Origin of the sequence: Aquimarina sp. ERC-38, from assembly GCF_026222555.1 — a bacterium.
Lineage (GTDB): Bacteria > Bacteroidota > Bacteroidia > Flavobacteriales > Flavobacteriaceae > Aquimarina.
On the sequence record NZ_CP098511.1, the window covers coordinates 3,871,381 to 3,886,807 of the forward strand.

General features: G+C 34.3%; 11 protein-coding genes. 5 read left to right on the forward strand and 6 right to left on the reverse strand.

The features are described 5' to 3' along the window. Positions 1-280: 280 nt before the first annotated feature. Entirely contained in the window at positions 281-718 is a 438-nt protein-coding gene (locus NBT05_RS16125) for an endonuclease domain-containing protein (protein ID WP_265770924.1), read from the reverse strand. 336 nt (positions 719-1,054) lie between these two features. Here NBT05_RS16125 and NBT05_RS16130 point away from each other — a divergent pair, with 336 nt between their 5' ends. The 5 genes from NBT05_RS16130 (at position 1,055) to NBT05_RS16150 (ending at position 6,762) form a co-directional block, all read left to right on the forward strand. Beyond that, on the forward strand, positions 1,055-2,020 hold the full coding sequence (locus NBT05_RS16130; protein ID WP_265770926.1) for a DUF368 domain-containing protein: 966 nt from the start codon (positions 1,055-1,057) through the stop codon (positions 2,018-2,020). Between the two features lie 4 nt (positions 2,021-2,024). After that, positions 2,025-3,050 (forward strand): DUF368 domain-containing protein, encoded by a 1,026-nt coding sequence (locus NBT05_RS16135; protein ID WP_265770929.1) that lies wholly within the window; start codon positions 2,025-2,027, stop codon positions 3,048-3,050. Then, positions 3,047-3,778 (forward strand): shikimate dehydrogenase family protein, encoded by a 732-nt coding sequence (locus tag NBT05_RS16140; RefSeq protein ID WP_265770931.1) that lies wholly within the window; start codon positions 3,047-3,049, stop codon positions 3,776-3,778. The genes NBT05_RS16135 and NBT05_RS16140 overlap by 4 nt, the downstream gene beginning before the upstream one ends. Before the next feature lie 210 nt (positions 3,779-3,988). After that, positions 3,989-6,130 carry a DUF349 domain-containing protein gene (locus tag NBT05_RS16145; protein ID WP_265770932.1) on the forward strand — a complete coding sequence of 714 codons (2,142 nt, stop codon included), beginning with the start codon at positions 3,989-3,991 and terminating at the stop codon, positions 6,128-6,130. 116 nt (positions 6,131-6,246) lie between these two features. Beyond that, on the forward strand, positions 6,247-6,762 hold the full coding sequence (locus NBT05_RS16150; RefSeq protein ID WP_265770934.1) for a class I SAM-dependent methyltransferase: 516 nt from the start codon (positions 6,247-6,249) through the stop codon (positions 6,760-6,762). A 77-nt stretch (positions 6,763-6,839) separates the two neighbouring features. On the opposite strand, the gene NBT05_RS16155 is transcribed toward NBT05_RS16150, so the two are convergent. From NBT05_RS16155 to NBT05_RS16175, 5 genes are all read right to left on the reverse strand, one after another. Beyond that, positions 6,840-8,198 carry a RagB/SusD family nutrient uptake outer membrane protein gene (locus NBT05_RS16155; protein ID WP_265770936.1) on the reverse strand — a complete coding sequence of 453 codons (1,359 nt, stop codon included), beginning with the start codon at positions 8,196-8,198 and terminating at the stop codon, positions 6,840-6,842. 10 nt (positions 8,199-8,208) lie between these two features. Then, positions 8,209-11,271, reverse strand: coding sequence for a SusC/RagA family TonB-linked outer membrane protein (locus NBT05_RS16160; RefSeq protein WP_265770937.1), 3,063 nt, complete (start codon positions 11,269-11,271; stop codon positions 8,209-8,211). 754 nt (positions 11,272-12,025) lie between these two features. Then, a complete protein-coding gene (gene mazG / locus NBT05_RS16165) occupies positions 12,026-12,799 on the reverse strand; it encodes a nucleoside triphosphate pyrophosphohydrolase (protein WP_265770939.1) in 774 nt (257 codons plus the stop codon). 3 nt (positions 12,800-12,802) lie between these two features. After that, on the reverse strand, positions 12,803-13,747 hold the full coding sequence (locus tag NBT05_RS16170; RefSeq protein WP_265770940.1) for an NAD(P)H-dependent flavin oxidoreductase: 945 nt from the start codon (positions 13,745-13,747) through the stop codon (positions 12,803-12,805). Beyond that, complete coding sequence (locus tag NBT05_RS16175) at positions 13,747-15,366, reverse strand: S8 family serine peptidase (RefSeq protein WP_265770941.1); 1,620 nt, start codon at positions 15,364-15,366, stop codon at positions 13,747-13,749. Before NBT05_RS16175 ends, NBT05_RS16170 begins: the two co-directional genes overlap by 1 nt. Between the last annotated feature and the right edge of the window lie 61 nt (positions 15,367-15,427).

The following is a 15,427-nucleotide window of genomic DNA, read 5'->3' on the forward strand; positions in this document are numbered from 1 at the left end:
AGAGGGATAGCACTTCAATTCGGTTTACCGGATTAGAAGTACTTGGGTGTGTTACGTACTGATTTGCTTATTCATACTCAAACACACCCCTAGCCCCTACTTCGATTAATTCAGTACAGGTCTCTAGAGGGGAATTTACACTATTTCAATATATAATTTTAAGTCAAACTCATTACAAGTCTCGAGAGGAAAACTCTTACTCAAATATAATATTAGTTTAAAATTATAATTTATAGCCTTCCCTCTAGAGAGGGATAGCACTTCAATTCAGCTTGCTGAATTAGAAGTACTTGGGTGTGTTTACGTACTGATTGACCAACATTTCCTTTAAAGAAGAACCATTTTCCTCATAATCTTGAATATAATACTCAATTGCTAATAATACATTGAACATATCTTTAAATACTTGTTGATCCGTGAAACGTAGCACAGTAATTCCCAACTCATTCATTTTCCTTTCTTTAATCGTATCTTTTCGTTGTACTTCTAGTAGTTGATGCGAATAACCATCTACCTCTATACCCACCATTAATTCATAACAAAAGAAATCTAGGATGTAGTTATCAATAGGCTTCTGACGATGAAAGTAATATCCGTACATCTGTTTGCGTTTTAGCTTTTGCCATAACAAAATTTCCGACTTGGTACTATGATTACGTAATTGCCGAGCGTATTCCTTTAGTTTTGGATTGTAGGGTATAATTTTTCTCCGTTTCATACACTACAAACTTAAAATTTTCTAAGAATTTACTGATTATTCCAATTTATCTTTCTTACTCATACTCAAACACACCCCCAGCCCCTACTTCGACTACCTCAGTACAGGTCTTCAGAGGGGAACTCTTACTCAGATATAATATTAGTTTAAAATTATAATTTACAGGCTTCCCTCTGAAGAGGGATAGCACTTCAATTCAGCTTGCTGATTAGAAGTACTTGGGTGTGTTGCGTGCTGATTTGTTTATTCTTACTTACGCTCATCTTTATTCCCATATCATAAACGCTCTCCTATCAATCAAAAATTATATACATTTGTCAGCTTTAAGACTTTTGCATGGAACGATCTTTAAAAGAGTATGTGTTGATATCCCTGAAAGGCATTGCCATGGGTGCTGCAGATGTAGTACCAGGAGTGTCCGGGGGTACTATTGCTTTTATCTCAGGAATTTATGAAGAATTGATCGCCACTATTAGTAAACTGGATCTTTCCTTTTTTACTATCTGGAAGAATTCAGGTTTTAAATACGCCTGGACTACTTATAATCTTTCTTTTTTAGCTGCGCTTTTTTCAGGGATTGCCATTAGTGTATTATCTCTATCCAAAGTAATCAAATGGTTACTACACAATGAACCTTTATATTTATGGTCTTTTTTCTTTGGATTGGTACTTGCCAGTATTTTATATATTGGAAATCAAATTACTAAATGGTCTCCTAAGGTAATAATTAGCTTAGCGATTGCAGCTATTGTTTCTTATTACGTCACCATTGCCGAACCTTTAGCTAGTCCGGATCACTGGTGGTTTTTAATGTTATGTGGGTTTATTGCCATCATTGCCATGATTTTACCTGGAATTTCAGGGGCATTTATTCTTTTATTATTAGGTGCTTACGGAACTTTTATTGGGATTCTTAACAATTTTAGAGAAGGATTGACTGAGTTTAACGGAACGCTTTTTTGGGACGCTTTTTCTAAAATTTTACTGATTGCCGTGGGTGCTGTTGCCGGACTTAAAGTATTTTCAAAAGTATTGAACTGGATGTTTACCAGTTATAAAAATATGACCCTGGCGGCTTTAACCGGGTTTATGATGGGTTCTCTTAATAAACTATGGCCCTGGAAAAAAGTACTTTCCTACCGAACCAATTCCGAAGGACTGGAAGTTCCTTTTATCGAAAAAAGTATTCTTCCCACCTCTTTTGAAGGGGATCCACATATATTTTTAGTACTCCTATTTATAGTCATTGGTTTTTTACTCATATTTGCATTAGAGCGGATCGCAACAAAAAAAGCTGTATGACCACATGCCGGAATCTTTACATACTATAGGTAGCAAGTTGGCCTTAATTCTTAAAGGGTTAGCCATGGGTGCTGCTAATAAGGTACCGGGCGTTTCAGGAGGAGTTGTTGCTTTTGTTGCCGGATTCTATGAAGAATTTATTTATTCGCTCCAACGTTTTAATTTAAAAGCAGTTAAATTATTACTTAATTTTCGATTAATTAGTTTTTGGAAGTATATAAACGGAAGGTTTCTTTCTTTACTTATCCTAGGAATGCTTATTAGTTATTTTAGCATTTCCAAATTACTAGATTATCTTATTTTACACTTTGAATTGTACGTATGGGCTGCATTTTTTGGTATGATATTAGGTTCCTTATATGTTATCGCAAAAGATTTCAATACCTGGAATATAAGAACGATCTCTTTAATTATTTTAGGTATTGGGGTTGGTGTTTTTATTAGTTTATTAGAACCCGCACGGGAAAATGATAATCTACTGTTTGTTTTTTTCTGTGGAATCATTGGAGTTTCCGGAATGACTTTACCCGGATTATCCGGTTCCTTTATTCTTATCCTACTAGGCAATTATGTTTTACTTTTGGTAGATTCGGTAAATGCTTTATATGACACAGCTGGTGAAATTTTTCAAGGTAATTTTAACTTTACAGAGGATCCTGTTCGTATACGTTTAATTAACGTACTTTTTTTCTTTAGTGTAGGTTCGCTGGCTGGATTGATTTCGCTTTCGCATTTATTAGGATATGTTCTAAAAAAATACAAAGCTGAGACTTTTGCCGTCATTATTGGTTTTATTACTGGTTCGCTGGGTGTCGTCTGGCCATGGAAATACAAAATATTCAAAACCGATCAAAATCAAAATATTTTAATTGACGCTCAGGGTAATTATGTTCTGGACAACTACAATAGATACATTCCCGACTTTGATTTAGCTTCTACCCGGTGGGCGCTTTTATATATCGTTACAGGTATACTAATTGTGGTAGGATTAGAATGGTATGGAGATTACCGTAAAAAGAAATTAACATGAATACGTTTGGTTTATTAGGAAAGAATATTGGATATTCTTTTTCTAAAGGATATTTTACAGAAAAATTTAAAAACGAAAATATCTCGGCGCAATATGTCAACTTTGATATTCAAAACATCAACGAAGTTCGGGAGGTTTTAAAAACCGAAGAGTTAAAAGGATTTAATATTACCATACCCTATAAACAGGAAATCTTTCCTTTTTTATCTAAATTAGATCCGGTTGCAAAAGAGATTGGTGCTGTTAATGTTGTAAAAGTTGCACCTGACGGAAATTTAACTGGTCACAATAGTGATTATTATGGTTTTAAAGAATCTTTACAACCTTTATTGCATAAAAAGATAAAAAAAGCTTTGATTTTAGGCACTGGTGGGGCTTCTAAAGCAATTGCTTATGCGCTTACCTCTCTACAGATTACTTATACCTATGTATCACGTAATCCCGGTCAGAATCAAATAGCTTATACTGATTTGACTGAAGAACTAATAAACCAACATCACTTATTGATCAATTGTACTCCATTAGGTACCTTCCCTAATATAACCGATTGTCCGGATATACCTTATCAATTTATAGGAAAGCAGCATATCTTATACGATTTAATTTATAACCCGGAGACTACTACATTTATGCAAAAAGGAATAGACCAAGGAGCAACGGTTTCCAATGGTTTACAAATGTTGATTTTACAGGCGGAAAAATCCTGGGATATTTGGGAACAAGCCTAGTTCTTTAAGAAATAATTTAAATAACAGGTAAGAGCAGTAAAACCATATAACAAATCTACTGTATAGTAGCTCCAACCGGAGATTTGAAATAATTTAGGTTTTTCTAATATCCGCTTACTTTGTGTTTAATTGAGATGTTAGTATATTACAACCATATTTGTCATTATATTTATTATACTGACTTACCAATATTAAGAAAAAAGCATATTTATGTCTGTAAATGATAACCTGCCTAAGGCAGATGGAACTGAAAATAAAACTACGGAAGAAGCTACGACTTCTTCTACTCATATAAATGCAACTGATATAAATGCTTCCGCAGAAAATACCGTAGCACAAGCCATGGTAGAAGAAGCAGCGACAGTTTCCGAAAAACAGGAAAATACTACAATACCCAAAACTGATAATTTGGAAAGCTCAGTAGTAGAAAGTATAGTTTCCTCAGAAAATACCGGAACTTCTATACTATCAGAAGATTCAACTACAGAAAATTTTTCAGCTGAAAGTGCTACTTCTACAAATGCAGAAGAAACTCCGGAAGTATCTGGAAATCAACCTAAGGAAAATTCAACGGTTAAGGAAATTGATATTGTAAAAAAAGAAACTTCGGAAGAACCTAAAAAAGAGGAACCCAAAGAAATTGAAAAAAAGGACTATGCTTCTTTAACCAAAGAAGAATTAGTCAAAGAATTAAAAAGTTTAATTAAAAACGAAGAAGTACAGCGTATTAAAGAACACGTTGAAGAAATTAAAACTGTTCTAAATACAAAGTTTAACGAAGAAGAAGCTCAAAAGAAAGAGGAATTCCTAGCTGAAGGAGGTAATATTATAGATTTTTATTATTCCACTCCAATCAAAAAGGAATTTAACGCTACCTACTTTAATTATAGGGAAAAGCGAAATAACTACTACCAAAATATTAAAAGGGATCAACAGGAAAATCTTAAAAAACGATTAGAATTAATCGAGGAATTAAAGAACTTACCTGAAACTGCACCAGACACCAATACTGCTTACAAACAGTTTAAGGAGATTAAAGAAAAGTGGCATAATGCCGGAGCTATCCCAAAAGATACCAATAACACCGTATGGAATACCTATTATCACCACACCGAAAACTTTTATAGCTACCTGCATCTTAACCGGGATTTTAGGGAACTGGATTATAAGTACAACCTGGAACAAAAATTAAAAGTAATCGAACGGGCTACGGAACTGGCTCAGGAAAGCAATGTCAACCGCGCCTTTAGAGAACTACAATCCCTACATAAAGTATGGAAAGAGGAATTGGGGCCGGTATCCAGGGAGTATAGTGATCAAATCTGGGAGAAATTTAGCGATCTTACTAAAAAAATTCATGATAACCGACAACGGTATTTTGAAGAACAGGATAAAATCTACGAGAAGAACCTGGAAGTCAAGCATGATATTATACGCCAAATTAATGAAATTAATCGACAAGAGGTAAAAGGTCACGGAGATTGGCAGAAGAGTGTAAAAAAAGTGGAAGCGCTACGGGAAGATTTTTTTAAAGCAGGTAAGGTACCTCTTCAAGAAAATGAAGCTACCTGGCAAGCTTTTAAGTCGGCAACTAAAACTTTTAATACGTCTAAAAATAGTTTCTATAAGTCTTTAAAAACAGACCAACTTACGAACTTGGAAAAGAAAAAGGAACTAATTAAAATTGCCGAGGATAATAAAGACAATGAAGACCTGGAAACCACTACGGCCTTGATGAAAAAAATTCAGGCCGATTGGAAGAAGATCGGACACGTACCTCGTAAAGACAGCGATCGTATCTGGAAACAATTTAAGGATGCCTGTAATGCTTTCTTTGACCGTATACATGAAGAAAAGAATGCAGTTAACAAAGAGGAAGAAGAAGCTTTACTTAAAAAAGAAGCCCATTTGGAAACCGTAAAGAAACTTGAACTTACTGGTGATAACAAAACGGATTTACAAACTATTAAAGATCATATTAGTACCTGGAAAAGCCTGGGGAGGGTTCCGTATAAAAAGAAAAATATCGAACAAGCCTTTAACAAAGCCCTGGACGCTCTTTTTTCTAAGTTGGACTTAAACCGGGAAGAAGCTGAAATGATTAAGTTTCAAAACAAAATGGAAACTTTAAAATCTGATGATCGAGCTCTTCAAAATGAGAAAAACTTTATTAAAAAGAAAATTGACGAGGTACAGAGTGAAATCACACAGCTAGAAAATAACCTGCAATTTTTTAAACATGCTAAAGATGACAATCCTTTGGTAAAGGAAGTAAAGAACAATATCAATAAGCAAAAAGAAAACCTTGAGGTATGGAAGAATAAATTCCGCCAGTTAAAACAAATAACATAATACTGAATTATTGTCCTTTATGTAACAGGTTAGCCAAGAGATTCTATGAAGAAAAGCATAGTATTTTTTATCGTTGTGAATACTGCCATGGTATTTTTTTAGGTTTGACGCATCATTTGTCTGCTCAACAAGAAAAAGAACGCTACCTTCTTCATAATAATAACCCGAAAGATTCCGGATATCGTAAATTTCTTCAACCGATTGTTGATCATGTTACCACACATTATATGGCCACAGCAAACGGTTTGGATTTTGGTAGCGGACCGATACCGGCTATGGAGATTTTATTAAGAGAAAAGAAGTATAAAATTACTTCCTATGACCCTTATTTCACAGCAACTTCATTGTCTCAAACTACCACCTATGATTTTATTATTGTCTGTGAAGTCATGGAACATTTTAAAAATCCAGCTAAAGAGTTTAGCCTTCTTTATAGTCTTTTACAAACTGGTGGCGAATTAATTTGTAAAACCAGTCTATTTAATATTAATACTGATTTTAAAAATTGGTGGTATAAAAATGATCCTACCCACGTGTTCTTTTATACCGAAACTACTTTACAAGTAATTTTAAATCAGTATAAATTCAAAAAGTTAAAAATTATGAAAGATTATTTTATTTTACAAAAATAATAAGAAAGAAAGCCCAAACCGTAATTTTAAAGTTTGAGCTTGCTTCAAATCTTTTTTTTAACAGTAATCTATATTAATTAGTTATACCCCGGATTTTGTTCTATTAAACTATTAGTATCCATTTCATCTTGAGGAATAGGTAAAACTAGAGAAGGACTATCTGCAGGAATAGTCCCTATAGCAATATTATTTCTTTGTAAATCATGAAACAAAAACCCTTCAAAAGCCAATTCTAATTGCCGTTCATTCAGAATATCTTGTAATGTAATAGCTCCGGTCAAACTATTAGCGTTAGATCTTTCTCTAATTGTATTTATATCTTCAAGAGGACTAGCACCCATAGTTGTTCCCTCAACTAGATTTGATTCTGCGCGAATTAAATACATTTCAGCTAATCTTAAAATCTCTACATTACCAAATTGATTAGTATACTTCGCGGTTAAACGATCTCCAAATGGATTCTCAACAAAGAAAGTGCTTCTAACATCATCTGCATCAGAGAATAAATTAATATAATCTTCATTAATAGTAATATCACCACCTCGACCTCCATTATCTTCAGAAGCGTAAAAAGTAATCAAATCGTTACCACCAGTTTGATTCGTAACTTGAAAAGCAAATACAGTTTCTTCAGAATCCACGTCATTATTAAAAGCATTAGCATATTCTTCTAATAATACATGACCGCTATTTTCAATCACATCATTTGCCGCATCTCGTGCACTTAAATAATTTCCTTGTTGCAAATAAACTCGGGCTAATAACCCTTGTGCACTGTATTTATCAGCGAAAAAATCATTATCCGCTGGTAATAAGTCATAAGCTATTATTAGATCATTAATTAAGAAATCATAAATAGCTTGAACAGAAGCTCTCGGCGCAGAAACATCTTGTAAAAAATTAGTAATACCTACATTTCTTAATGGAACACCTGGTTGAGAATTTTCACTTCCTGCAACATACGATAGACCCCATAGTCTTACCAAATCAAAATAATTAAGTGCTCTTAAAAACCGGGCCTCACCTTCAATACTATTTTTTCGATCTTCACTACTGACTACCACGTCCAGGTTGTCTAGAATTAAATTTAACTGGTTAATTGCCTCATAAGCATTAGTCCAACTATTTTCTACAAAACCATTATCGACTAAAATTGTCTTTTGAAGAAACTGACGTGGATCCAAAAAAGTTCCATTCCAAGATACTTGATCTTCTGTTCCTAATAAATCTGCCAAAACTTGATTTCTACCACCAAAAGTAGCTACTTGTCCTGATTCATCGTAGGCACCTATCAATAAAGCACTAATATTTTGTTCTGTGGATAACGCTAGCGAACCATCAATACTCTGTTGAGGTTCAAGCTCTAACTCATCTTCACAACTTGTTATAAAGATTAAAAAGAGAGCAGTAAATAGTATGTTGATAATATTTTTCATGTTCTTTCTTTTAGAAATTTAAATTTAGTCCTAATGATAAAACCTTAGCAGGAGGAGCTGAATAGAATTCTTGACCGGGGTTAGGAGTACCCCCTCTGACTCCAGCTGCGTCTGTTCTTGCTTCAGGATCAAAACCTTCATAATTTGTAAAAGTTAATAAGTTAACTCCTGTTAAATATATTCGTATGTTTGAAAAACCATATTTCTGAATAACATCAACTGGAAGAGAATATCCCAAGGTAATATTTCGTAATCTAACAAAGTTTGCTTCTTCAAGGTACCGTGTGGATTGTGCAGTTCCATTACCCTGGAAGAGTCTTACCTGTGGCACATCGGTAATATCTCCCGGCTGCTGCCATCGATCCAGTTGATCAATAGTTTGATTATCGAAAAAATCAGCAGATGCCGACATAAAACGTCCACCACCGTTATAAATACTAGCACCAAACTCTCCTTGAAGTGTAAAAGAGAAATCTACATTTTTGTAGGATATATTATTAGTAAGACCACCATACCATTCGGGAAAAGGATTTCCAATAGCGATTCGATTAGCTTCGTTTGCATTTGTTGTAGTTTCTTTATTTAAACTACCGTCTGCGTTTTCAGAATTAAGAATATACAGGGCATCACCATTTGCGGGATCAACTCCAGCATATTCAAGTAGAAAGAAGGCGTTTGCTACTTCACCCACTCGATTGATATTTTGACCATTTATAATATCTTGATTACCATTTGGCAAAGAAATAATCTCATTTTCATTATTTGAAATATTAAAATTTGTACTCCAACTAAAATTTTCTGTTAAAATATTTTTAGTATTTAGAGTAAATTCAACTCCTGTATTTCTTAATTCTCCTATATTCCGGCTTATTGTAGGATCACCAACTGTAGGATTATTAGGTCCACCGGCACTCGGTACTAAGGGTTCATTAAAAAGAAGTCCACCAGTACTTTTAACATAGTAATCAATTTCACCTGTAATTCTATTATTCAAAAAACCGTATTCAAGGCCAATATCTGTCTGCTCAGTCGTTTCCCAAGTTAAATCAGGGTTACCTGCTTGAGTAAAACTTATTCCTGGACGTTGATTGTATGCAACTGCTCCAAATAAAAACCTTGAAGGAAAATTATTAATCTCGGCATTACCGGCATCTCCCCAACTTACTCTAATTTTTAGAAAGCTTAAGACTTCTGAATCATTCATGAAATCTTCATTAGATATAATCCAACCTCCAGATAACGCAGGATAAATACCAAACCTTTCGTTCACTCCAAATCGAGAAGATCCATCTCTACGTATACTTGCTTTAAACAGATACTTTCCTTTGAAGTCATATGTAGCTCTAGCAAAGTAGGAAAGAAACGCAAAAGCAGTTTCACTTCCGGCTCCTGCGACTACTTCTGCTCCTCCTGTAACCGTTTGAAAATCGTCAGAAGGAAATTGGTTAGAAGTAACGCTAATAAATCTTCTAGTTGTTTTATTTAATTCAGTCCCTGCTACTAAACTTAAAGTATGTATGTCTTTGAATACCTTATCATAACTAAAGTAATTTGATATTATGTAATTTTCAACATCAACACTACTTGCAAAAGCTGATCCATTAGTTGATTGAAAAGGTGCTAAACTGCCAATATATTGATCTTCAGTTTGTGCATATAAATCATAGGCAAAACTACTATTTAATTTTAAGCCATCGATAAACTCATAGTTGCTGAATAATCTACCAATAACTCTTCTAATCTTTGTTTTGTAGAATGCATTTTGATCTTGTAATAAAAAATTAGCGTAAAGCGTATTGGGATTTGCAGTACCATCTTCTAAAAATGGCGCTGTCAAAGGTGTTTGTGCAATCGATTGTAGTGGAGTAACAAAAGCATTATCGTTAGCAATTCGATCAATCTCAGTTCTGGAATAACTTAAGTTCATACCTAATGAAAAACGATCATTAAATTTATGATTAATATTTGCTCTTGAAGAGTATCGTAATAAATCATTACCCTGAACAATCCCTTTATTATCAGAAACAGAACCTGAGAAGAAAAAATTTGTTTTTGAGTTTCCTCCTGACATGGAAAAATCAGCATCAGTAATTTCACCATCTCTTAATGCCAAATCAACCCAATCCGTATCTATCACCCCATTTCTCCAATCTGTATTATTTGAGTAACGATCAAACCTTCCTTCAACAAAGGATATAGCGTCAGCTTCAGTATCAAATATAGCCCCTACCGAATTTATAGCTGCTTCTGTAAATAATTCGACATATTGAGCTGAATTTAAGAATTCACGTGTATTTGTAGGACTACTAAAACCATGAGAAGTATTTAAGGAAAATTGCGTTTTACCTTCTTTCCCTTTTTTAGTTGTAATAATAACAACACCGTTTGCACCTCTTGATCCGTAAATTGCTACGGCAGATGCGTCTTTAAGTATTTCAATAGATTCTATTTCATTAGGACTTAAAGAAATAAGAGGGTTCACCGGAGCTTGATTGTTAGATTCATCGCTGTTATATAAAGGAATACCATCCAAAACATATAAGGGTTGGGTACCAGATGTAAGACTAGCGGCTCCTCGTACTCTAATATTTAATCCTCCTTCGACTTTACCATTATTCTGAGTAATCTGCACTCCAGCTGCTTTTCCTACTAAAGTACTTTGGAAATTAGATACCGGAACTTCCTTAATATCATCTGAATCTAATTTAACTATATTATCGGTCAATGTACGCTTACTTTGCGTACCATACCCCACTACAATAATTTCATCCAAAGAATTTAGTTCTTCTTTTAACACTACACTAATTTCGTTTTGATCTGTATACTTGATTTCTTGATTAGAGAAACCTATAAATGAAAAAACCAATGTTTCTCCTTCATTAATTTCAATAGAATATTTACCATCGAAATCTGTTTGGGTACCTCTGTCTGTATCTTTGACAATTACGTTTACTCCTGGTAATGGCAAGCCTGCGGGATCACTAACAAAACCTTTCATCAATCTATCTTGAGCCACTATGGTAGCTGTTGATAAAAAAGTGAGTATTAATAATAAGTAATAATTTAATCTCATATTTTTGAATTAATGTTAAAAGGAATGTTTTACTACTATAGTAAATCATTTAAACTATTTCGAAAACTAACTTTAATGGTTATCAAAAATAGAGAATTAAAATAACAATACTTTTATATGCATCTACTCAAGGTGTTTCTAATACTTCTTATAAAACAAGTTGCCTTTATAAGTTATAGTCGTTTATTAAATTTATATTAAATTCTAAATAGGATTTCTAAGTATCACTTAAAATAGATAAACTTTTATACGTGTAAATTTAGAATTTTATAAAAGTGATTAGTTTGTAAAAATTCATATATATGATAAATAGTAAAAATTTGATATGCATTTGAAAGTAAATAAAATTTTTCCCTGATAAAATAGAGAAAATTACTTCTTCCTTTAAATGAAATAATTTTAATGTAAATTAACCAATAAGTTACGGTTTCAACATAATTTTTACTTATTGCTTTAAAATTTTAAAAATAACAGCTCGATTTAGTTAATATTATATAAATTATTCAATAAATAGTTTTATATTTAACTAACATATTGTGTTTATGTGTTAAATTATATTGAGATAGTAATAGCGTATTATTCGTTGAAAGACACAAAGATAATACGAACTTCCAACCTGTTACTATTTAAGGGTAACTGATCTTATTCCTCTAAAATTAGATCTAGATCCGTCGTGATTTTTCATGACGGATTTTTTTTCAAATAAATAATTCTTAGATAAGAAGTGAATTCTGTTTAATCTAGCATATAAATTTTACAACCTTTTGGCTTCTTCCCAATACACATCCATTTCGGCTAATGTCATATCTTTTAGGCTTTTCTGATTTCCTTTTGCTTTGGATTCGAGGTATTGAAAACGCTTGATAAATTTTTTATTCGTTCGTTCCAAAGCATCTTCCGGGTTAATTTTTAAAAATCGGGCGTAGTTAATCATAGAGAAAAGAACATCACCAAACTCCGCTTCAATCGCATCCTTGTCATTGTTCTTTACTTCCTCTTGCAATTCTTCCAATTCTTCTTTGACTTTGTCTAATACCTGATGAGAAGCCTCCCAGTCAAAACCTACTCCTGCCACTTTATCCTGAATTCTACTTGCTTTTACCAGTGCAGGTAAACTTTTAGGAACGCCTTCTAATACACTTTTCTTACCTTCCTTTAGTTTCAGTTGTTCCCAGTTTTGTTTAACCTGCTCTTCATTTTCAACCTCTACATCTCCGTAAATATGAGGGTGACGATGAATCAACTTATCGCAAATAGCATTAGCTACATCAGCAATATCAAAATCTTTAGTTTCACTTCCGATCTTCGCGTAAAAAACCAAATGTAAAAGTAAATCTCCTAATTCATTTTTTACTTCTTCTTTATTATTGTCTAAAATGGCATCTCCTAATTCGTAAGTTTCTTCGATAGTAAGATGCCGTAGTGATTGCATAGTTTGCTTTTCATCCCAGGGGCACTGTTCACGCAATTCATCCATAATGGTTAATAAACGATCAAAGGCTTCTAGTTGTTGAGTTCTTGAGTTCATAATTTAAAACTTGACAGATGACATTCTTTTTTGTGTCATCTTATATTCGCTTATCATTTCTGCTACAATAGTTCCGGCAGGCTTTAATTCATGTATCAACCCGGAAACCTGTCCTATTTCCAACTCCCCATTTTCTATATCCCCTTCATACATGCCTTTTTTTGCCCGTGCGCGACCCAGTAAGTTCAATAATTCTTCTTTGGTAGTTCCTTTTTGATATAATTTCTGTACTTCCTGGTAAAACTTATTTTTTAGCAACCGGACGGGAGCTAATTCTTTCAGGGTAAGTTGGGTGTCACCTTCTTTTGCCTTTATAATTTCGTCTTTAAAACGTATGTGTGACGAAGCTTCGGGAGTTGCTACAAATCTACTACCTACCTGTACCCCATCTGCACCTAATGACATTACAGCATACATAGCCGAACCGGTTGCAATTCCTCCGGCAGCGAGTACTGGGATAAGAACTTTACCAGCAATGGTTGATAGCAAAACCAAGGTCGTAGTTTCATCTCTCCCATTGTGTCCGCCGGCTTCAAAACCTTCTACTACTATAGCATCCACGCCTGCCTCTACTGACTTCAATGCAAACTTTAAATTACTAACTACATGGACTACGATAATGCCCCGTTGTTTTAAATAGTTTGTATAGGTTTTAGGATTTCCTGCTGAAGTAAATACAATGGGTATCTTTTCTTTAATTATTATATTAAACAAAGCATTAAGATCAGGATATAGCATAGGTACATTCACCCCAAAGGGTTTATCAGTTGCCTTTTTACACTTGATTATATGTTCCTGTAAAATCTCAGGATACATTGAACCAGCTCCTAATAAACCCAATCCTCCGGCATTACTTACCGCACTTGCCAATTTCCATCCACTTGCCCAAACCATTCCACCTTGTACAATAGGATACTTGATTTGGAAAAGGGAGGTAATCCGATTCATTATTGTTTGATAAACTTAGTCTGATAGAATTGTGATGCTCCTTCAATTTTTATCATGTATAATCCGGAGGTCAAATCCGAAAGTAGGATTGATTCTTTATTAGTAAAAGAAACTTTTTTTACCAACCTACCATCCGAAGCATATATACTGGCTTTAACCTGATTCTTTATTGGGTTAGATATATATATAATATCTTTTACCGGATTAGGATATAAAGAGAGGCTAGCTACTTCATTTGTAACCGTATTTAGAGTCTCTACAATGCTTCCGAAATTTGGGATACCATATCCTAATCGATTATCAGGATTAGCAAACTGACTGGCAGAGGCCCTTACCAATTGCATAATTTCAGCATTGGTCTTATCAGGAAATGCTTCCCATAAAGACGCTACCGCACCTGCTATAATAGGACTACTAAAAGATGTACCACTACTAACTCCCGGGTCTCCATTAGCACGAACAATAGTAGTGGCACTTCCTCGGGCTACCACATCAGGTTTTATCCGATTATCTGCCGTGGGTCCAGTACTACTAAATCCCGAACGATTTCCGCTACCAGTAACGGCGCCTATAGAAAAAGCCCCAGGTGCATCAGCAGGAGCAGTAATAATACCCCAATTATTCCCACCGGAATTTCCTGCGGAAACCACCACTAACATTCCTTTGGCAAAAGCTATATTAGCGCCTCTCGAGATAAAGGTAGTTTCTCCGTCCATATCAGAAGGAGTATAATTATAAGCTGGATTATCAAAACCATTGGAATATCCTAAAGAAGTATTGATAACGTCTACCCCCAAACTATCTGCTCTTTCTGCTGCTTCTACCCATAAAGATTCTTCCATAGGACCTTCCGTAGGTCCGTCTTCGGTGATAAATAAATGATAACTGGCATTAGGGGCTGTTCCTACAAATTGACCGTTTACAAATCCGGCAATGGTACTAAATGTATGTGCCCCATGACTATTACCTGTTAAGGCATCAGTACTTCGATTAACAAAATCATAACTTTCCAGCAACCTTCCCTCAGTTCGCGCTTGTTCAAAAACAGAATTGGTAGCTACCCCCGGAAAACCAGAATCCATAACCGCTATGGTAATACCTTTACCGGTATATCCTTGTTTATGCAATTGATCGACACCTATCTGAAGGGTTTGCGCTTCTGAAGTAGCGTAATCAAAATTAGCTTTTTTTTCTAGTTTAAATTTATCATACTGGTCGTTTTTCTTAGTAATTACTGGCTTCTTTACCATACCGTCATCTAGGGAGTTATCTGCATAATCAATACTTTCTACAAAGGTAAGGTTGGCCAGTTCTTGAATAGCATCTAATTCTCCGCGTACGTATACACAATTAAACCATTTTGACTTCGCTAAATAGGTAATTCCAGCACTATTTTTTATTGTTGCTACATATTTCTCATTTACCGGTACATCTCGTTGGTCAATGGGAGTGTTGTGTCGTGCTTTTCTATCAATAGCTTTTTGGGTTAAGATGGACAAAGGTCGAGCTAAGGCATCCTGAACATTTGGCTTATCTTGAAAATAAATCCATGCGTCTTCTACCTGAGCAAAGCTTAAAGAACTGTAACAAAATAAAACAAGTAAAATAAATTTTTTCATAAGTTTGATTTTAAGAGATTTACAACAAATTTCGCTGGTAGTTCTATTCCTATATATAGAA